Raw genomic sequence first — 20,217 nt, forward strand, 5'->3', positions numbered from 1 at the left:
CTTTTGTGGCGAGGGAGCTTGCTCCCGCTGGGCTGCGCAGCGGCCCTCGTTTTTTGGGGTCGCTGCGCGACCCAGCGGGAGCAAGCTCCCTCGCCACAGGGTATTGTGTTGCTGCTTCTGGCAGTGTTCAGGCCGAGCGCCGCACCATGTCCACATGCGGAATCCCGGCCTCCAGGAACTCCTCGCTGACCACCGCAAACCCCAGCCGCTCATAGAACGGCGTGGCGTGCACCTGGGCGCTGAGCATCTGTTGCTGGAGCCCACGCTTCTCGGCTTCGGCGATCACGGCGTGCATCAGCGCATCGCCCACCTTCAGGCCGCGCCAGTCCTTGAGGACCGAGACCCGGCCGATATGGCCATCGGTCAGCAGGCGCGCGGTGCCGATGGGGAAGTCGCCTTCGAAGGCCAGGAAATGTACGGCGTCCTGATCATCCGAATCCCATTCCAGTTCGGGTGGTACGGATTGTTCGGCAATGAACACGGTCTCACGAATGCGCCGGATCTCGGCGTTATCCTTTTGCCAGTCTGCGACACGAACGTGAATTTTATTCATCGGCGAACCCCAGGCTGCCTTGCTTGACCAACTCGCAGACCAGGCCGCGACCGTCTTCGTCGGCCAACCATGGGCCGAGGTTTTCGATGTGCAGGGCGTCGGCGGCGCAGATCATTTTCAGCAGTTCACGCAGCTTGCCCGGCAGGTAGCGGCTTTGGCCGCTGGCGAACAGCAGCAGGTCATCGTCGACTTCCGACCAGGCCAGGCGTGCGCTCGGATTGCGGATGATCACGGCGCCTTGTTCCAGGCTGGCCAGCAGGTCGTCTTCTTCCAGTTCCGGGCCCACCACCAGCTCCGGGTAGCGTGGCTCGGTCATGAACTGGCCGAACCAGGTCAGCAGCAGGCGCTCGTCGCTCATATGCTCGGCCAGCAGACCCTTGAGGCGGTCGAGGGCGTCGTGCTGGATCTGGTGCGGGTCGGCCACCGGGCGGGCGTCGGCGTCGGTGTAGCGCTCTTCGTCCGGCAGGAACTGGCTCAAGAAGTCGGTGAAGTGGGTCAGCACTTCAGCGGCGCTCGGCGCACGGAAACCCACCGAGTAGGTCATGCAGTCGTCCACGGCCACGCCGCAGTGGGCCAGGCGCGGCGGCAGGTAGAGCATGTCACCGGGTTCCAGGACCCACTCGTCAGTGGCTTCGAAGTCGGCGAGGATGCGCAGGTCGGCGTGTTGCAGCAGTGGGCTTTCGGAGTCGCACATCTGGCCGATTTTCCAGTTGCGCTGGCCATGGCCCTGCAACAGGAACACGTCATAGTTATCGAAATGCGGACCCACGCTGCCACCCGGGGCGGCAAAGCTGATCATCACGTCGTCGATGCGCCAGCTTGGCAGGAAGCGGAAGTTTTCCAGCAGTTCGCTGACTTCCGGTACGAACTGATCCACCGCCTGCACCAGCAGGGTCCACTCGCGCTCCGGCAGCTTGCTGAATTCGTCTTCGGCGAACGGGCCGCGACGCAATTCCCAGGGGCGCTCGCCGTGCTCGATCACCAGGCGCGATTCGACTTCTTCTTCCAGGGCCAGGCCGGCCAATTCGTCGGCATCGATCGGGCTTTGGAAGTCAGGAATCGCCTGACGGATCAGCAGGGGTTTTTTCTGCCAGTAGTCGCGCAGGAACTCCCGTGCCGTGATGCCGCCCAGGAGTTGCAGAGGAATATCAGGATTCATGTGTAACCTATTGAAAAAATATACTTTTCAGACGCGAATAAAAACGCCCGGCGCGGCCGGGCGTCTCAAAGGTAAAGCGATGGATCAGATGCGCTTGGCTTGTGCCGCCGCGTTGCCGATGTAGCTGGCTGGCGTGAGCTTCTTCAGCTCGGCGCGGGCTTCGGCAGGCATGTCCAGGCCATCGATGAAAGTCTGCAGCGCTTCAGGGCTGATGCCCTTGCCACGGGTCAGTTCTTTCAGCTTTTCATACGGGTTTTCGATGTTGTAGCGACGCATCACGGTCTGGATCGGCTCGGCCAGGACTTCCCAGCAAGCGTCCAGGTCGGCGGCGATCTTCTGCTCGTTCAGTTCCAGCTTGCTGATGCCCTTGAGGCTGGCTTCATAGGCAATGACGCTGTGGGCAAAACCCACGCCCAGGTTGCGCAGCACGGTGGAGTCGGTCAGGTCGCGCTGCCAGCGGGAGATCGGCAGTTTGCTCGCCAGGTGCTGGAACAGTGCGTTGGCGATGCCCAGGTTGCCTTCGGAGTTTTCGAAGTCGATCGGGTTGACCTTGTGCGGCATGGTCGAAGAACCGATTTCGCCAGCGATGGTGCGCTGCTTGAAGTAACCCAGGGAGATGTAGCCCCAGATGTCACGGTCGAAGTCGATCAGGATGGTGTTGAAGCGTGCGATCGCATCGAACAGCTCGGCGATGTAGTCGTGCGGTTCGATCTGGGTGGTGTACGGGTTGAAGCTCAGGCCCAGTTCGTCTTCGATGAAGGCGCGGGCGTTGGCTTCCCAGTCGATGTCCGGGTAGGCCGACAGGTGGGCGTTGTAGTTGCCCACGGCGCCGTTGATCTTGCCCAGCAGCGGCACGGCGGCCACTTGGGCGATCTGGCGCTCCAGGCGGTAGACGACGTTCGCCAGTTCCTTGCCCAGGGTGGTTGGCGAAGCCGGTTGACCGTGGGTGCGCGACAGCATTGGCACGTCGGCGAAGCGGATCGCCAGCTCGCGGATGGCCTGGGCGGTCTGGCGCATCAGCGGCAGCATCACCTCATCACGGCCTTCGCGCAGCATCAGGGCGTGGGACAGGTTGTTGATGTCCTCGCTGGTGCAGGCGAAGTGGATGAACTCGCTGACATTGGCCAGTTCCGGCAGCTTGGCCGCCTGCTCCTTGAGCAGGTATTCGATGGCCTTGACGTCGTGGTTGGTGGTGCGCTCGATCTCTTTGACGCGCTCGGCGTGCTCCAGCACAAAGTTTTCCGCCAGGGTGTTGAGCACCGCGTTGGCTTCGGCGGAGAACGCCGGGACTTCAGGGATGGCAGGGTGAGCGGCCAGGCGCTGGAGCCAGCGCACTTCAACCAGGACGCGGGCACGGATCAGGCCGTACTCGCTGAAAATCGGGCGCAGGGCCTGGGTTTTGCCGGCGTAGCGGCCGTCAACAGGGGAAACCGCAGTGAGCGAAGAGAGCTGCATGGGGTGTTCTCGGACAGTCGGGCAACGAAATGGGGCGCGTATCATACATGAAAACCAGCGCCGGTCCGTCGCCAACTGACCGGCGTGCTACGCGTAACAAGATAAAACTAAAGCTATTGATCACCTGTGGCGAGGGAGCTTGCTCCCGCTGGGGCGCGAAGCGGCCCTGAATCCAAGCCGCCCGCTAGATCCGCCGGGCTCAGGGGGCTGCGTTGCAGCCCAGCGGGAGCAAGCTCCCTCGCCACAAAGGCGACTTATTCGTTGCGCATCAACGGGTAAAGTTCTTTGAGCAATTTGCGTCGGCTGATCACCAGTTGCCAGCGATGGCCACCCAACTGCCGCCACAGCCGTGCCGAGCGGATCCCGGCCAGGAGCAGGGCGCGGATCTTCGAGGCATTGCTCGGTTGCTGCAGGTTGCGCATGTCGCCATGCACCTGGATGCGCTGGCGCAAAGTGCTCAAGGTGTCCTGGTACAGCGAGCCGCAGGCCGCGACGACGTTTTCGTGAGCCGGGCCGAAGTGTTCGACCTGGGACTGGATCTGCGGCAAGCGTTTGCCGATGGTCTCCAGCAGGTCGTCGCGCTTGGCCAACTGGCGCTCAAGGCCCAGCATCGACAGGGCATAGCGCAGCGGTTCGCGTTGCAGGGCGCTGGGGTCGCGCTCCAGGGCGCCAATCAGTGCACGGTAACCTTCACGCAGGTTCAAGTCGTCGCCGCCGTAGACCTCCAGGGTGTCCTTGGGGTCGCGAACCAGCAGGCTGCCCAACATGCAGGCCACGCCTGCTTCGGAGGCCTGGCCGGTCTTGGCGATCCGGTCCACCAGCACGGCGGCGAGAAACACGCCACCCAATGCTGTCAATTGTTCCTGGGTAGGGGTCATGCCTGGCTGCTCCAGGGTTGCGCGACTTCGATCACGCCGCCGCCCAGGCAGATGTCGCCGTCGTAGAACACCACGGACTGGCCAGGCGTGACCGCCCGCTGCGGGTCATCGAAGGTGGCACGGTAGCCCGTGGCGGTTTTTTCCAGGGTGCAGGGCTGGTCGCTCTGGCGGTAGCGAACCTTGGCCGTCAGGCGGCGTGGTTCGCTGAGGTCGATCGGGTTGACCCAATAGATGTCGGAGGCGAGCAGGGCGCGGGAAAACAGCCACGGATGGTCGTTGCCCTGGCCGACGATCAGCTCGTTGTGTTCCAAGTCCTTGACCAGCACGTACCACGGCTCTTCGCCGGCGTCTTTCAACCCGCCGATGCCCAGGCCTTGGCGCTGGCCGATGGTGTGGTACATCAGGCCATGGTGACGGCCGATGACCTCGCCTTCGGTGGTCTTGATCTCGCCCGGTTGGGCCGGCAGGTATTGCTTGAGGAAATCGCTGAAACGACGCTCGCCAATGAAGCAGATCCCAGTGGAATCTTTCTTCTTGGCCGTGGCCAGGTCATGTTTCTCCGCAATTGCGCGTACTTCGGGCTTTTCCAGTTCGCCCACCGGGAACAGGGTCTTGGCGATCTGCTCGCCGCCGACGGCATGCAGGAAGTAGCTCTGGTCCTTGTTCGGGTCCAGGCCCTTGAGCAGTTCGGTGCGGCCGTCGATGTCGCGGCGACGTACGTAGTGGCCGGTAGCGATCAAGTCGGCGCCGAGCATCATGGCGTAGTCGAGGAACGCCTTGAACTTGATTTCGCGGTTGCAGAGGATGTCCGGGTTCGGCGTGCGGCCGGCCTTGTATTCGGCCAGGAAGTGCTCGAACACATTGTCCCAGTACTCGGCGGCGAAGTTGGCGGTGTGCAGCTTGATGCCAATCTTGTCGCACACGGCCTGGGCGTCCGCCAGGTCGTCCATGGCGGTGCAGTATTCGGTTCCGTCGTCTTCTTCCCAGTTCTTCATGAACAGGCCTTCCACCTCGTAACCCTGCTCGATCAGCAGAAGGGCGGAAACGGAAGAGTCCACGCCGCCGGACATGCCGACTATGACGCGTTGCTTGGGAGTGTTCGAAGAGGCTGGATCACGCATAGGAATTCAATGAGTGTCTTGAAAAAGGACGCGATTCTATCAGGCCCGGGCGCGCAAGGCTAAAGAGAAGGGCGGATAAGCTCCAGGCTATGGCGATGGCCGGCCAGGTAATCGTCGATGCAACGGATGATCAGCTCGCTGCGCCAGTGGTCGCGCTGTGCGAGCAGTTCGTCGCGGGTGAGCCATCTGGCGCCGAGGATGCCGTCGTCCAGTTGGTATTCGGGATGGTGTTTCAGGGCTTTGGCGGCGAAGCAGACCCGTTGGTAGGTCACGCCGTTGCTCGGGGCGGTGTAGAGGTAGATGCCGGTGACGCTGGTGGGCTCGACGTCCCAGCCGGTTTCTTCGAGGGTTTCGCGCACGGCGGCTTCGATCAGGGTTTCGTTGGGGTCCAGGTGGCCGGCGGGCTGGTTGAGTACTGCGCGTCCGCCCTTGGACTCTTCCACCATCAGGAAGCGGCCGTGGTCTTCGACGATGGTGGCGACGGTGATGTGGGGGTGCCAGTTCATAAGGTTCTTCCGTTTCTCGGATTGGAGTGTGGGCCGCTGTGGGCTTGCTTGCGATGGTGGCCCTGAGAGCTGACCTTGTTGATTGAGTACATATCCATTCCTGCGGTAACGGCCACTTAGGGTTCCGCCCTGACGGCGGCTCACTTTTGAAAAGCGCAAAAGTAAGCAAAACGCTCCTGCCCCACCACTCGGTGCCTCGCCTAGGCTCGGCATGCCCTCACTCCGGCATTGCTCCGTGGGCCGCCGCGAAGGGCCATCCATGGCCCGGCGCGGCTAACCCGGCATCCATGCCGGGTTGCCCACTGCGCAATGCCTGCGTTCGGCCATCGTGGTTAATGGGGCGTCCGAGATCAAGATCAAGATCAAGATCAAAATCAAAAGCGAGGCGGCCTGACAGCCGGCCTGTCTCTGGCGGCTCTACTTCAATCCAACTGTGGGAGCGAGCCTGCTCGCGAAGGCGGCCTGACAGTCGACCTGTTTCTGGCGGCTGTATCCCAATCCAACTGTGGGAGCGAGCTTGCTCGCGATAGCGGTGGGTCAGTCAACATCAATGTTGAATGCTACATCGCTATCGCGAGCAAGCTCGCTCCCACAGGGGAATCTATTGTCAGGGGAAATAGGGTGTGCCAGAAACACAAACCCCGGCACAAGGCCGGGGTTCGTGGTGCTTCCTTACAACCTTACACCAGCGCAGCAATCGCCGCGTTGAAGGTGTTGCTCGGGCGCATGGCCTTGCGGGTCAGTTCCGGGTTGGCGAAGTAGTAGCCGCCGATGTCCACGGGCTTGCCTTGCACGGCATTGAGTTCGGCAACGATTGTTTCTTCGTTGTCGGTCAATGTCTTGGCCAGGGAAGCGAACTGGGCCTTGAGGGCTGCGTCGTCATCCTGGGCGGCCAGTGCCTGGGCCCAGAACAGGGTCAGGTAGAAGTGGCTGCCGCGGTTGTCGATGCCGCCGACCTTGCGCGAAGGCGACTTGTTGCGGTCCAGGAACTCGCCGGTAGCCTGGTCGAGGGTCTTGGCCAGCACCAGGGCTTTCGGGTTGTTGTAGGTCACGCCCAGGTGTTCGAGGGACGCGGCCAGGGCCAGGAACTCGCCCAGGGAATCCCAGCGCAGGAAGTTCTCTTCCAGCAACTGCTGAACGTGCTTGGGTGCCGAACCGCCGGCGCCGGTTTCGAACAGGCCACCGCCGTTCATCAGCGGCACGATGGACAGCATCTTGGCGCTGGTGCCCAGTTCCATGATCGGGAACAGGTCGGTCAGGTAGTCGCGCAGCACGTTGCCGGTCACCGAAATGGTGTCCTTGCCTTCGCGGGTGCGGCCCAGGGTGAACTTCATCGCGTCGACAGGCGACATGATGCGGATGTCCAGGCCGCTGGTGTCGTGGTCCTTCAGGTAGGCCTGGACCTTCTCGATGACCACGCCATCGTGGGCGCGCATCGGGTCCAGCCAGAAGATCGCCGGGGTGCTGCTGGCGCGGGCACGGTTGACGGCCAGCTTGACCCAATCCTGGATCGGCGCGTCCTTGGTCTGGCACATGCGGAAGATATCGCCAGCCTCGACGTTCTGCTCCAGCAGGGTCTGACCGTTGTTGTCCGAAACACGCACCACGCCGGCGACCTTGATCTGGAAGGTCTTGTCGTGGGAGCCGTACTCTTCGGCTTTCTTGGCCATCAGGCCGACGTTCGGCACGCTGCCCATGGTGGTTGGGTCGAAGGCGCCGTGTTGCTTGCAGTCTTCGATCACCGCCTGGTAGATGGTGGCGTAGCAGCGATCCGGGATCACGGCCTTGGTGTCGTGCAGCTGGCCGTCGGTGCCCCACATCTTGCCGGAGTCACGGATCATGGCCGGCATCGAGGCGTCGACGATGACGTCGCTCGGCACGTGCAGGTTGGTGATGCCTTTGTCGGAGTTGACCATCGCCAGGGATGGGCGCGCCGCGTAGACCGCCTGGATGTCGGCTTCGATCTGCGCCTGCTGTTCGGCCGGCAGGGCCTTGATGCGGGCGTACAGGTCGCCGATGCCGTTGTTCAGGTTGAAGCCGATCTGCTCCAGCACTTGCGCGTGCTTGGCCAGGGCGTCTTTATAGAACTCGGCCACGATCTGGCCGAACATGATCGGGTCGGAGACCTTCATCATGGTGGCCTTGAGGTGGACCGACAGCAGCACGCCTTTTTGCTTGGCGTCTTCGATTTCGGCGGCGATGAACTCGCGCAGGGCGTTTTTGCTCATCACGGCGCAATCGAGGATCTCACCGGCTTGTACGGTGGTCTTTTCCTTCAGGACAGTGGCAGTGCCGTCCTGGGCGATCAGCTCGATTTTCACGCTGCCGGCGGCGTCGATCAGGGCGGCTTTTTCGCTGCCGTAGAAATCGCCGGTGCTCATGTGGGCTACGTGGGACTTGGAGTCCGCGGCCCAGGCGCCCATCTTGTGCGGGTGCTTGCGGGCATAGTTCTTGACCGACAGCGGCGCGCGACGGTCGGAGTTGCCTTCGCGCAGGACCGGGTTCACGGCGCTGCCCTTGACCTTGTCGTAACGGGCGCGCGCGTCTTTCTCGGCATCAGTGGTCACGGTTTCCGGATAGTCCGGCAGTGCGTAGCCCTGGGCCTGCAATTCCTTGATCGCGGCCTGCAGTTGCGGCACCGAGGCGCTGATGTTCGGCAGCTTGATGATGTTGGCTTCAGGCGTAACGGCCAGGTCGCCCAGTTCGGCGAGGTGGTCGGCTACGGCTTTGTCACCCAGTTGCTCGGGGAAGCTGGCCAGGATGCGCCCTGCGAGGGAGATATCGCGGGTTTCCACGGCGATATCGGCCGAAGCGGTAAAGGCTTCGACGATCGGCAGCAGCGAATAGGTGGCGAGGGCAGGCGCTTCGTCGGTGAAGGTATAGATGATCTTCGAGCGGGTGGGCATATTCGGATTAACTCTCTTCTTTGCTAAAGCATGCGCAGAAACTCGAGGGGCGCCGGGTAAGCGCGTTCGTTCAAAGTCATCCGTGAGCCGAATGTCGAGGTTTCTTCGCGGTGATGTTGGGTGCATCAGTCGAGCGTCAAGCGGTCGGGCCGCGGTAACGGTCCGGCTTTCAAAATGGCGGAAAGTCTCGTAATAGAGCCGTCAGCCGTCGTGACCCTGTGGTCAGCGGCGGCATTATACATAGGTAGCTGGCGATCTGCCGATGGTTCATAGACTTCCGTACACGTCCATTGGTCTAAACGTCGCAGTACTCTTGGGGCGGACTATGCTCATGTTTGGCGCTTTTCCCTTGGTTTTCAGGCTTGTACACGGCGAAGTGCAAGGCTTTGCCATGGATGGGCCTAACGTAGGGTTTGCGTGCCGATTCAACTGGGGTACGCTCGAACGCAGCCAGATGTTCAATCCAAGCAATGGAGTTCAGCATGGGGTATCAAAAGATTCAGGTTCCAGCCGTCGGTGACAAAATCACCGTCAATGCAGACCATTCTCTTAATGTTCCCGACAACCCGATCATCCCCTTCATCGAAGGCGACGGCATTGGCGTCGATATCAGTCCGGTCATGATCAAGGTTGTGGACGCTGCGGTTCAGAAGGCCTATGGCGGCAAGCGCAAGATTTCCTGGATGGAAGTCTATGCCGGTGAGAAAGCGACCCAGGTCTACGACCAGGACACCTGGCTGCCCCAGGAAACCCTGGATGCGGTCAAGGACTACGTGGTGTCCATCAAGGGCCCGCTGACCACGCCGGTCGGTGGCGGTATCCGTTCGTTGAACGTAGCGCTGCGCCAGCAGCTCGACCTGTATGTGTGCCTGCGCCCGGTGCGCTGGTTCGAAGGTGTGCCAAGCCCGGTCAAGAAGCCTGGCGACGTGGACATGACGATCTTCCGGGAGAACTCCGAGGACATCTACGCGGGCATCGAGTGGAAGGCCGGTTCGGCCGAGGCCACCAAGGTCATCAAGTTCCTGAAAGAAGAAATGGGCGTGACCAAGATCCGCTTCGATGAGGATTGCGGCATCGGCGTCAAGCCGGTTTCCAAGCAGGGCACCAAGCGCCTGGCTCGCAAGGCCCTGCAATATGTGGTCGATAACGATCGCGATTCGCTGACCATCGTGCACAAAGGCAACATCATGAAGTTCACCGAAGGTGCCTTCAAGGAGTGGGCCTACGAAGTGGCGGCCGAGGAATTCGGCGCGACCCTGCTCGACGGTGGGCCGTGGATGCAGTTCAAGAACCCGCGCACTGGCAAGAACGTCATCGTCAAGGACGCCATCGCCGATGCGATGTTGCAGCAGATCCTGTTGCGTCCGGCTGAATATGACGTGATCGCCACCCTGAACCTGAACGGTGACTACCTGTCCGACGCCCTGGCGGCGGAAGTGGGCGGTATCGGTATCGCGCCGGGCGCCAACCTGTCCGACACCGTGGCGATGTTCGAGGCCACCCACGGTACCGCGCCCAAGTACGCTGGCAAGGACCAGGTCAATCCGGGTTCGCTGATCCTGTCGGCGGAAATGATGCTGCGTCACATGGGTTGGACCGAAGCGGCCGACCTGATCATCAAGGGCACCAATGGCGCGATTTCGGCCAAGACCGTGACCTATGACTTCGAACGCTTGATGGAGGGTGCCAAGCTGGTGTCGTCCTCGGGCTTCGGCGAGGCCCTGATTTCGCACATGTAAGCGAATCGGCCCTCAGCGCGAATGCCCGGCTCGAGTGATCGAGCCGGGCATTTTTATTTAGGTGGTGTGGCGACTGCCGGTCAATGGGGTTCGGTGACCCTGCGACTCACTTCGACAGGGGCGGGTGCGCCTTCGACAGCGGCAGCTTGAATTTTGACCGCATGCAGGCCCTTGGGGCCCTGGATGATCTCGAACGTCACGGATTGCCCGGCCTTCAGGGTCTTGTAACCGTCCATCTGGATCGCCGAATAATGGGCGAACAGGTCTTCATCCCTGCCTTCCTCAAGAATGAAACCGTAGCCCTTGGCATTATTGAACCATTTCACCTTACCCTTCACGCCCGACATAACCCATTTCCCTCTGCAACGCACTCCATCACTGGAGTATCATCCAGTCCATCCGCAGGCTAATCTTGTTAACAGGATAGATTCCACGGACCTTTTTAACCCACGATGGGCTCTATTGGTTGTAACACCGATTTCCCGATAGTCAAGGTGGCTCCGGTGGTCGTGGTTGAAATCGCCCACAAGCGCCCCCATCACTGTATTCGCCAACTAAACGAACCTTTCTTTCCATGCATGCAGTCAGCCAGATTCGACTAACATTCAATCAGGATCGCCCGGATCTACACGACGACGATTCCGCAGGCATTGCTGTTCAGGAAGCAAAGCCCGCATTACAGGCGCCACCGATGTACAAGGTGGTTTTGTTCAACGATGACTACACACCGATGGATTTCGTCGTCGAAGTGCTCGAGGTGTTTTTTAACCTGAATCGGGAGCTGGCGACCAAGGTCATGCTGGCCGTCCATACAGAGGGACGGGCAGTATGTGGAGTGTTTACCCGCGACATCGCCGAGACTAAGGCCATGCAGGTCAACCAGTACGCCCGGGAAAGCCAGCATCCGCTACTCTGTGAAATCGAGAAGGACGGTTAACGCCGACCACTTGGGTATGAGGTGAAGCTATGTTAAACCGCGAGCTCGAAGTCACCCTCAATCTTGCCTTCAAGGAGGCTCGTTCGAAGCGTCATGAATTCATGACCGTCGAACACCTGCTGCTGGCCCTATTGGATAACGAGGCTGCCGCCACCGTTTTGCGTGCCTGCGGCGCGAACCTCGATAAACTCAAGCATGATCTGCAGGAGTTCATCGACTCCACCACGCCATTGATCCCCGTTCATGACGAGGATCGCGAAACCCAGCCAACCCTGGGCTTCCAGCGTGTCCTGCAACGTGCTGTCTTTCATGTACAGAGCTCGGGCAAGCGTGAAGTCACCGGCGCCAACGTGCTGGTTGCGATTTTCAGCGAGCAGGAAAGCCAGGCGGTGTTCCTGCTCAAGCAGCAGAGCGTTGCGCGTATCGATGTCGTCAACTACATCGCCCATGGCATCTCCAAGGTGCCGGGGCATGGCGATCATTCCGAGGGTGAGCAGGATATGCAGGACGACGAGGGCGGTGAGTCTTCTTCTTCAGGCAACCCGTTGGATGCCTATGCCAGCAACCTGAACGAACTGGCGCGCCAGGGACGTATCGATCCGCTGGTCGGGCGCGAGGCGGAAGTCGAGCGCGTGGCCCAGATCCTGGCCCGGCGTCGCAAGAACAACCCCTTGCTGGTGGGCGAGGCGGGCGTGGGCAAGACCGCGATTGCCGAAGGCCTGGCCAAGCGCATCGTCGACAACCAGGTGCCGGACCTGCTGGCCAACAGCGTGGTGTATTCCCTCGACCTGGGTGCCTTGCTGGCCGGTACCAAATACCGCGGCGATTTCGAGAAGCGCTTCAAGGCGTTGCTCGGCGAACTGAAAAAACGTCCGCAGGCGATCCTGTTCATCGACGAAATCCACACCATTATTGGTGCCGGGGCGGCGTCGGGCGGGGTCATGGATGCGTCCAACTTGCTCAAGCCGCTGTTGTCGTCGGGTGATATCCGTTGCATCGGCTCGACCACGTTCCAGGAGTTCCGCGGGATCTTCGAGAAAGACCGTGCCCTGGCCCGGCGTTTCCAGAAGGTCGATGTGTCGGAGCCTTCGGTGGAAGACACCATTGGCATCCTGCGCGGCCTGAAGGGGCGTTTCGAGCTGCACCACAACATCGAATACAGCGATGAAGCCCTGCGCGCGGCGGCTGAACTGGCCTCGCGCTACATCAATGACCGGCACATGCCGGACAAGGCCATCGACGTCATCGACGAGGCGGGTGCCTACCAGCGCCTGCAGCCCGTGGAGAAACGGGTCAAGCGCATCGAAGTGCCACAGGTCGAGGACATCGTCGCGAAAATCGCGCGTATTCCGCCCAAGCACGTCACCAGTTCCGACAAGGAACTGCTGCGTAACCTGGAGCGTGACCTGAAGCTGACGGTGTTCGGCCAAGATGCGGCCATCGACTCGCTGTCGACCGCCATCAAGCTGTCCCGTGCCGGTCTCAAGTCGCCGGACAAGCCGGTCGGCTCGTTCCTGTTCGCCGGTCCTACCGGTGTCGGCAAGACCGAGGCGGCACGGCAGCTGGCCAAGGCGATGGGCATCGAGTTGGTGCGCTTCGACATGTCCGAGTACATGGAGCGCCACACCGTATCGCGTCTGATCGGTGCGCCTCCGGGTTATGTCGGTTTCGACCAGGGCGGCCTGTTGACCGAAGCCATCACCAAGCAACCGCACTGCGTATTGTTGCTCGACGAAATCGAGAAGGCGCATCCGGAAGTCTTCAACCTGCTCCTGCAGGTCATGGACCACGGTACGCTGACCGATAACAACGGGCGCAAGGCGGACTTCCGTAACGTGATCGTCATCATGACCACGAACGCTGGTGCCGAAACCGCGGCTCGCGCCTCGATCGGTTTCACCCATCAGGACCACTCGTCCGATGCGATGGAAGTGATCAAGAAGAGCTTCACGCCTGAGTTCCGCAACCGCCTGGACACCATTATCCAGTTCGGTCGCCTCAGCCATGAAGTCATCAAGAGCGTGGTGGACAAGTTCCTTACCGAACTTCAGGCCCAGCTCGAAGACAAGCGTGTGTTGCTGGAGGTCACCGACGCGGCCCGCAGCTGGCTGGCGGAAGGTGGTTACGACGTGACGATGGGCGCGCGGCCAATGGCTCGCTTGATCCAGGACAAGATCAAGCGTCCGCTGGCGGAGGAGATCCTCTTTGGCGAGCTGGCCGAGCATGGCGGTGTGGTTCACATCGACATCAAGGACGGCGAGCTGACCTTCGACTTCGAAACCACGGCTGAAATGGCCTGATCGTTAGCTGCAATAAAGCAAAAGGCGCCGAAAGGCGCCTTTTTGCTATTCCAGACACCTAAACCCCCTGTGGGAGCGAGCTTGCTCGCGAAGGCGTCGGTCCGTTCGGCATAGATGCAAGCTGACCCATCGCTATCGCGAGCAAGCTTGCTCCCAGAGTTTGTCTTGGGCAGGGCACAAGATTAGGTTTCACCCAATACCCTGTGGGAGCCGAGCTGCTCGCGATGGCGTCGGTCAGTCGATATTGATGTTGACTGATGCTCCGCTATCGCGAGCAGGCTTGGCCCACAAACAAAAACGCCCGGCATCAGCCGGGCGTCTTGTATTGACTTGTTAGCGAGCGCGGTAAGTGATGCGCCCTTTGCTCAAGTCATAGGGCGTCAGCTCGACGCGCACTTTGTCACCGGTAAGAATACGAATGTAGTTCTTGCGCATCTTGCCGGAGATATGCGCGGTTACGACGTGCCCATTTTCCAACTCCACACGAAACATGGTGTTGGGCAGGGTGTCGACGACAGTGCCTTCCATTTCGAAGCTGTCTTCTTTCGACATGCAGTAAAGCCCTCGGTATCCAGTGAATGGCCCGGTGCAACTGCGCCAGGCAAAAGCGGCGTGCATTGTGCCCGAAAAAGGGGGTTCAAGCCAAGGGGTTCTAGCTTTTAAGCCGAAGGGGGCTAACTCAGGACAACCCACCGCTGGTTAACCAGCAATTCGATAGGCCGATATTGGGTCTTGTAGTTCATTTTCTTGCAGTTCTTGATCCAGTAGCCCAAGTACACCGCTTCCAGCCCCAGGCGCCGCGCTTCGTTGATTTGCCAGAGAATGGCAAAGCGCCCCAGGCTGCGCCGTTCCTCTTCGGGCTCATAGAAGGTGTACACCGCTGAAAGGCCGTTGGGTAGCAGGTCGGTGACAGCGATGGCGACCAGTCGCCCCTCGAGGCGGAATTCATAAAAGCGGGAAAACGGCAGGTCACGCACCAGGAAGGTCGAGAACTGATCCCGGCTGGGTGGGTACATGTCGCCATCGGCATGGCGTTGTTCGATGTAGCGTTGGTACAGGTCGAAGTATTCTTCGGTGAACTGCGGCTTGGCCGGGCGGACCTGAAGGTCGGCGTTGCGCTTGAAAATGCGCTTCTGCTGGCGATTGGGCAAAAACTGCGCCACCGGAATGCGCGCCGGGACGCAGGCGTTGCAATGTTGGCAGTGGGGCCGGTAAAGGTGGTCGCCGCTACGACGAAAGCCCATTTCCGACAGGTCTGCGTAGACATGCACATCCATGGGCTGGCTAGGATCGAGGAACAGCGTCGTGGCCTGCTCCTCCGGCAGGTAACTGCAAGAGTGGGGCTGAGTGGCATAGAACTTCAAACGCGCCAACTCGGTCATGAATCAACCCTCGGATGAGCTTTAAATCTAATTGTAAGCCAGGAGCGCGGATGTCGCTCAGCAAACCCAGGTCGCGTGGTTGGGTTGGTCCAGGTGCGCCTCCAGATACTCGGCGAACCGCGTGCGCGGGATCGAGCGGGCACCGAGGCTGTGCAGGTGCTCGGTGGGCATCTGACAGTCGATCAGCACGAAACCGGCGGCCTTGAGGTGTTGGACCAGCATGGCGAAGCCGAATTTCGACGCATTGTCGGCTCGGCTGAACATGGATTCGCCAAAAAACAGCTGGCCCATGGCCAAGCCATACAGGCCGCCCACCAACGCCCCTTGGTCCCAGACTTCCACCGAATGGGCGAAACCGCGCCGATGCAGTTCCAGATAAGCGGTTTGCATGGCCTCGGTGATCCAGGTGCCGTCGGCGTAGTCCCGTGGCGCGGCGCAGGCCTGGATAACCGCTTCAAAATCCTGGTCGAACGTCACGTCATAGCGCTGCTTGCGCAACAGCTTGCCCAGGCTGCGGGAGATGTGCAGTTCGTCGGGAAATAATACCGTGCGTGGGTCTGGCGACCACCACAGGATCGGTTGTCCCTCGGAAAACCAGGGGAAGCAGCCGTGGCGATAGGCCTGGATCAGCCGGTCGGCCGACAGGTCGCCACCGGCGGCCAATAACCCGTTGGGATCGCGCATGGCTTTTGCCAGTGGCGGAAATTCGAAACTGTTGCGTTGTAACCAAGTCAGCATGGGTGTCCGGCTTGTAGAAGGGGAGGGCGGGGTGACGGGGCTCGCCCGTCACGAGCACCCGCCGGGAAGGTTAACCGTCAAACGGTCGGGATGTCATCGAGATACTTCTCCGCGTCGAGCGCGGCCATGCAACCGGCGCCGGCGGAGGTAATCGCCTGGCGATAGACATGGTCGGCCACGTCGCCAGCGGCGAATACGCCTTCGATATCGGTCGCGGTGGCGTTGCCTTCGCTGCCGCCGCGCACGAGCAGGTAGCCGTCGCGCATCGCCAACTGGCCCTGGAACAGATCGGTGTTGGGTTTGTGGCCGATGGCAATGAACACCCCGGCCAGGGACAGGGTGCTGGTTTCGCCGCTCTCGCTGTGTCGCAGGCGCGCGCCGGTCACGCCGCTGGCGTCACCCAGGACTTCATCCAGGTTCTGGTTCCAGTGCAGTTTGATATTGCCGCTGCTGGCCTTTTCGAAGAGTTTGTCCTGGAGGATTTTCTCGGCGCGCAGCTTGTCGCGGCGGTGGACCAGGTGCACTTCTCGGGCGATGTTCGACAGGTACAGGGCTTCCTCGACCGCGGTATTGCCGCCACCAACCACCGCCACCACCTGGTTGCGATAGAAAAAGCCATCGCAGGTCGCACAGGCGGAAACCCCTTTGCCGGCGAAGCTTTCTTCCGAGGGCAGTCCCAGGTACTGGGCCGAGGCGCCGGTGGCAATGATCAGCGCATCACAGGTATAGGTGCCGCTGTCGCCGATCAATTCGAACGGGCGCTGCTGCAACTTGGCGGTGTGGACATGGTCGTAGACGATCTGCGTGTCGAAACGCTCGGCGTGCCGTTGCATGCGCTCCATCAGCACCGGGCCGGTCAGGCCTTCGACATCGCCGGGCCAGTTGTCGACTTCCACGGTGGTGGTGAGCTGGCCACCGGCCTGTATGCCGGTTATGACAACGGGTTTGAGGTTGGCGCGGGCGGCATAGACAGCAGCGCTGTACCCCGCAGGGCCGGAACCGAGAATGATCAGGCGGGAATGCTTCACTTCGCTCATAAAAAACACCTCATAAGCCTTTGTCACAAAAGAGAATGCATGGTCCAATTGACGCGTGTGCACCTTGAGTCCGGCTATGCTGCTACCCAGCGCGCGGCCAATGCCTTGGCGTCGACAAACCCGTACAATGCATGGGTTTTGAACGCAGGATGACCCAAAGATCAAAATTTTCCGCCGCACCGGCAGTTTTCTGGATGCACCTCACAGTGGTAAAAGTAGTACCGGTTGTGCACATTCACTTTTTTACCTGCTCGTCATGGGCAGTTTTTTATAGTCATTCAACAGATGGACGCGCCGTTGGCGCAGGAAAAGAAGCGTTTTGAAGAAATCCACCGCAGCACCCAAACCAGTCGTTCCGCTCTGGCGCCAGCAATTGCACTACCGGCTCAAGGAAGGTGCGTTGATCGCCATCGGCGCCCTGTGCCTGTTCCTGATGATGGCCTTGCTGACCTACGGCAAGGACGATCCGGGCTGGAGCCATAACAGCAAGATCGACGATGTGCAGAATTTCGGCGGTCCGGCCGGCTCCTACAGCGCCGACATCCTGTTCATGGTGCTGGGCTATTTCGCCTACATTTTCCCGCTGCTGCTGGCGATCAAGGCCTACCAGATCTTCCGTCAGCGCCATGAGCCGTGGCAGTGGAGCGGCTGGCTGTTCTCCTGGCGCCTGATCGGCCTGGTGTTCCTGGTGCTGTCGGGAGCCGCGCTGGCCCATATCCATTTCCATGCGCCCACCGGCTTGCCGGCCGGGGCGGGCGGTGCCCTGGGGGAAAGCCTCGGCGACCTGGCCAGGAACGCCCTGAACATCCAGGGCAGCACGTTGTTGTTCATTGCCCTGTTCCTGTTCGGCCTGACGGTGTTCACCGACCTGTCCTGGTTCAAGGTCATGGACGTCACCGGCAAGATCACCCTCGACCTGATCGAACTGATCCAGGGTGCCGTCAACCGCTGGTGGGCGGCGCGCACCGAGCGCAAGCAACTGGTGGCGCAACTGCGTGAAGTCGACGACCGCGTCCACGACGTGGTGGCCCCGACCACACCGGACAAACGCGAGCAGGCCAAGGTCAAGGAACGCCTGATCGAGCGTGAGCAGGCGTTGAGCAAGCACATGTCCGAGCGCGAAAAACAGGTGCCGCCGGTCATTACCATGGCCCCGCCCAAGCCGCCGGAGCAGAGCAAGCGCGTGCAGAAAGAGAAACAGGCGCCGCTGTTCGTCGACAGCGCGGTGGAAGGCACCTTGCCGCCGATCTCGATCCTCGACCCGGCCGAGAAGAAGCAGCTCAATTATTCCCCCGAATCCCTGGCGGCCGTCGGCCACTTGCTGGAGATCAAGCTCAAGGAGTTCGGCGTGGAGGTCTCGGTGGACTCGATCCACCCGGGCCCGGTGATTACCCGTTACGAAATCCAGCCGGCCGCTGGCGTGAAGGTCAGCCGCATCGCCAACCTGGCGAAGGACCTGGCGCGTTCCCTGGCCGTGACCAGCGTGCGGGTGGTGGAAGTGATTCCCGGCAAGACCACCGTGGGCATCGAGATTCCCAACGAAGACCGGCAGATCGTGCGCTTCTCCGAAGTGCTGTCGACGCCTGAGTATGACAACCACAAGTCGCCGGTCACCCTGGCCCTGGGCCACGACATCGGCGGCAAGCCGGTCATCACCGACCTGGCGAAGATGCCCCACCTGCTGGTGGCCGGTACCACCGGTTCCGGTAAGTCGGTGGGGGTGAACGCGATGATCCTGTCGATCCTGTTCAAGTCCGGCCCGGAAGACGCCAAGCTGATTATGATCGACCCGAAAATGCTCGAATTGTCGATCTACGAAGGCATTCCGCACCTGCTGTGCCCGGTGGTCACCGACATGAAGGACGCCGCCAACGCCTTGCGCTGGAGCGTCGCCGAGATGGAGCGCCGCTACAAGCTGATGGCGAAGATGGGCGTGCGCAACCTTTCGGGCTTCAACGCCAAGGTCAAGGAGGCCGAAGACGCCGGTACGCCATTGACTGACCCGCTGTATAACCGCGAGAGCATCCACGACGAAGCGCCGCTGCTGCACAAGCTGCCGACCATCGTGGTGGTGGTGGACGAATTCGCCGACATGATGATGATCGTCGGCAAGAAGGTCGAAGAGCTGATCGCCCGTATCGCCCAGAAGGCCCGTGCGGCCGGTATCCACCTGATCCTCGCCACGCAGCGGCCGTCGGTGGACGTGATCACCGGCCTGATCAAGGCCAACATCCCGACCCGCATGGCGTTCCAGGTGTCGAGCAAGATCGACTCGCGGACCATCATCGACCAGGGTGGCGCCGAGCAATTGCTGGGTCACGGTGACATGCTCTACATGCCGCCCGGCACCAGCCTGCCGATCCGTGTGCACGGCGCGTTCGTGTCCGACGACGAAGTGCACCGCGTGGTGGAAGCCTGGAAGTTGCGCGGCGCCCCTGAATACAACGACGACATCCTCAACGGTGTCGAGGAAGCCGGCAGCGGTTTCGAAGGCAGCAGTGGCGGCGGTGACGACGATGCTGAAACCGATGCGCTCTATGACGAAGCGGTGCAGTTCGTCCTGGAAAGCCGTCGGGCCTCGATTTCCGCCGTACAGCGCAAGCTGAAGATTGGCTACAACCGCGCCGCCCGCATGATCGAAGCCATGGAAATGGCCGGGGTGGTGACGGCCATGAACACCAACGGTTCGCGCGAAGTACTGGCGCCGGGCCCGATGCGCGACTAATGACCCGGGCGGCCTGCTGAAGCGCCGCCCGAACCCCCACGACTTCATGAGGACTCCCATGCGCCTGATTCGCATGCTGCTGTTGCCCGTACTGGCCTTGTCTACTTTCTCGGCCCACGCCGGCGAAAAGGACGTGGCTCGCCTGACCCAGTTGCTGGGCGGCTCCCAGACCCTGACCGCACGTTTCTCCCAGCTGACCCTCGATGGCGGCGGCACCCAGTTGCAGGAAACCGCCGGCGACATGGCCCTGCAGCGCCCGGGCCTGTTCTACTGGCACACCGATGCGCCAGCCGAACAGCTGATGGTCTCCGATGGCAAGAAAGTCTCCCTGTGGGACCCGGACCTGGAACAGGTCACCATCAAGACCCTCGACCAGCGCCTGACCCAGACCCCGGCGCTGTTGCTCTCCGGTGACATTTCCGAGATCAGCCAGAGCTTCGACATCACCTCCAAGGAGGCCGGTGGCGTGATTGACTTCACCCTCAAGCCCAAGACCAAGGACAGCCTGTTCGACAGCCTGCGCCTGTCGTTCCGCAATGGCCTGGTCAACGACATGCAGTTGATCGACAGTGTCGGCCAGCGCACCAATATCCTGTTCACCGGGGTCAAGGCCAATGAGCCGATTGCCGCGTCCAAGTTCAAGTTCGACATCCCCAAGGGTGCCGATGTGATCCAGGAATAACCTGCCGGAACCTTGTATGTGGGAGCGGGGGGGGGGGGGGGGGGGGGGGGGGGGTGTGGGGGGGGGGGGGGTGTTTAGGAAAGAATGGGGGGGCGGGCG

General features: G+C 61.2%; 17 protein-coding genes. 5 read left to right on the top strand and 12 right to left on the bottom strand.

The window, feature by feature from the left end:
- Window positions 1-127: 127 nt before the first annotated feature.
- From ACIPQ1_RS01365 to ACIPQ1_RS01395, 7 genes are all read right to left on the bottom strand, one after another.
- Window positions 128-553, bottom strand: a complete 426-nt coding sequence (locus ACIPQ1_RS01365) for a GNAT family N-acetyltransferase (protein ID WP_186709768.1) — start codon at window positions 551-553, stop codon at window positions 128-130.
- Window positions 546-1,712 (bottom strand): ribosomal protein uL16 3-hydroxylase, encoded by a 1,167-nt coding sequence (locus ACIPQ1_RS01370; protein ID WP_122568505.1) that lies wholly within the window; start codon window positions 1,710-1,712, stop codon window positions 546-548. The genes ACIPQ1_RS01365 and ACIPQ1_RS01370 overlap by 8 nt, the downstream gene beginning before the upstream one ends.
- Window positions 1,713-1,796: 84 nt before the next feature.
- Window positions 1,797-3,167 (bottom strand): adenylosuccinate lyase, encoded by a 1,371-nt coding sequence (gene purB, locus ACIPQ1_RS01375; protein WP_446533423.1) that lies wholly within the window; start codon window positions 3,165-3,167, stop codon window positions 1,797-1,799.
- Between the two features lie 254 nt (window positions 3,168-3,421).
- Window positions 3,422-4,045, bottom strand: coding sequence for a high frequency lysogenization protein HflD (hflD, locus tag ACIPQ1_RS01380; RefSeq protein ID WP_434575162.1), 624 nt, complete (start codon window positions 4,043-4,045; stop codon window positions 3,422-3,424).
- Window positions 4,042-5,166 carry a tRNA 2-thiouridine(34) synthase MnmA gene (gene mnmA, locus ACIPQ1_RS01385; protein WP_446533424.1) on the bottom strand — a complete coding sequence of 375 codons (1,125 nt, stop codon included), beginning with the start codon at window positions 5,164-5,166 and terminating at the stop codon, window positions 4,042-4,044. The genes hflD and mnmA overlap by 4 nt, the downstream gene beginning before the upstream one ends.
- A gap of 59 nt (window positions 5,167-5,225) precedes the next feature.
- Window positions 5,226-5,672, bottom strand: a complete 447-nt coding sequence (locus ACIPQ1_RS01390; protein ID WP_411387056.1) for an NUDIX hydrolase — start codon at window positions 5,670-5,672, stop codon at window positions 5,226-5,228.
- 680 nt (window positions 5,673-6,352) lie between these two features.
- A complete protein-coding gene (locus ACIPQ1_RS01395; protein ID WP_446533425.1) occupies window positions 6,353-8,578 on the bottom strand; it encodes an NADP-dependent isocitrate dehydrogenase in 2,226 nt (741 codons plus the stop codon).
- A gap of 482 nt (window positions 8,579-9,060) precedes the next feature.
- On the opposite strand from ACIPQ1_RS01395, the gene icd reads away from it, so the two are divergent.
- The gene (gene icd / locus ACIPQ1_RS01400) at window positions 9,061-10,317 is read left to right on the top strand and encodes an NADP-dependent isocitrate dehydrogenase (protein WP_250962990.1); all 1,257 of its coding nucleotides are present in this window, start codon (window positions 9,061-9,063) and stop codon (window positions 10,315-10,317) included.
- An 80-nt stretch (window positions 10,318-10,397) separates the two neighbouring features.
- Here the strand turns inward: icd and cspD are convergent, their stop codons facing one another.
- A complete protein-coding gene (gene cspD, locus ACIPQ1_RS01405; protein ID WP_250962989.1) occupies window positions 10,398-10,664 on the bottom strand; it encodes a cold shock domain-containing protein CspD in 267 nt (88 codons plus the stop codon).
- 227 nt (window positions 10,665-10,891) lie between these two features.
- Between cspD and clpS the strand changes: the two genes are divergently transcribed.
- Together clpS and clpA are read left to right on the top strand one after the other, a co-directional pair.
- The gene (clpS, locus tag ACIPQ1_RS01410) at window positions 10,892-11,254 is read left to right on the top strand and encodes an ATP-dependent Clp protease adapter ClpS (RefSeq protein WP_003180089.1); all 363 of its coding nucleotides are present in this window, start codon (window positions 10,892-10,894) and stop codon (window positions 11,252-11,254) included.
- Window positions 11,255-11,283: 29 nt separating this feature from the next.
- Complete coding sequence (gene clpA / locus ACIPQ1_RS01415; protein ID WP_024616766.1) at window positions 11,284-13,554, top strand: ATP-dependent Clp protease ATP-binding subunit ClpA; 2,271 nt, start codon at window positions 11,284-11,286, stop codon at window positions 13,552-13,554.
- Between the two features lie 333 nt (window positions 13,555-13,887).
- Here the strand turns inward: clpA and infA are convergent, their stop codons facing one another.
- The 4 genes from infA to trxB all read right to left on the bottom strand — a co-directional run bounded on the left by infA (window position 13,888) and on the right by trxB (window position 16,711).
- A complete protein-coding gene (gene infA, locus ACIPQ1_RS01420) occupies window positions 13,888-14,106 on the bottom strand; it encodes a translation initiation factor IF-1 (RefSeq protein ID WP_002553999.1) in 219 nt (72 codons plus the stop codon).
- Window positions 14,107-14,228: 122 nt separating this feature from the next.
- The gene (locus tag ACIPQ1_RS01425; protein WP_186710162.1) at window positions 14,229-14,936 is read right to left on the bottom strand and encodes an arginyltransferase; all 708 of its coding nucleotides are present in this window, start codon (window positions 14,934-14,936) and stop codon (window positions 14,229-14,231) included.
- Window positions 14,937-14,993: 57 nt separating this feature from the next.
- Window positions 14,994-15,674 (bottom strand): leucyl/phenylalanyl-tRNA--protein transferase, encoded by a 681-nt coding sequence (gene aat, locus ACIPQ1_RS01430; protein WP_446533426.1) that lies wholly within the window; start codon window positions 15,672-15,674, stop codon window positions 14,994-14,996.
- Between the two features lie 77 nt (window positions 15,675-15,751).
- On the bottom strand, window positions 15,752-16,711 hold the full coding sequence (gene trxB, locus ACIPQ1_RS01435) for a thioredoxin-disulfide reductase (RefSeq protein WP_411387058.1): 960 nt from the start codon (window positions 16,709-16,711) through the stop codon (window positions 15,752-15,754).
- Between the two features lie 319 nt (window positions 16,712-17,030).
- On the opposite strand from trxB, the gene ACIPQ1_RS01440 reads away from it, so the two are divergent.
- Complete coding sequence (locus ACIPQ1_RS01440) at window positions 17,031-19,436, top strand: DNA translocase FtsK (protein ID WP_411387059.1); 2,406 nt, start codon at window positions 17,031-17,033, stop codon at window positions 19,434-19,436.
- Between the two features lie 58 nt (window positions 19,437-19,494).
- A complete protein-coding gene (gene lolA, locus ACIPQ1_RS01445; RefSeq protein ID WP_411387060.1) occupies window positions 19,495-20,118 on the top strand; it encodes an outer membrane lipoprotein chaperone LolA in 624 nt (207 codons plus the stop codon).
- Window positions 20,119-20,217: the final 99 nt, after the last annotated feature.

It is taken from the genome of Pseudomonas sp. LARHCG127 (genome assembly GCF_052871455.1).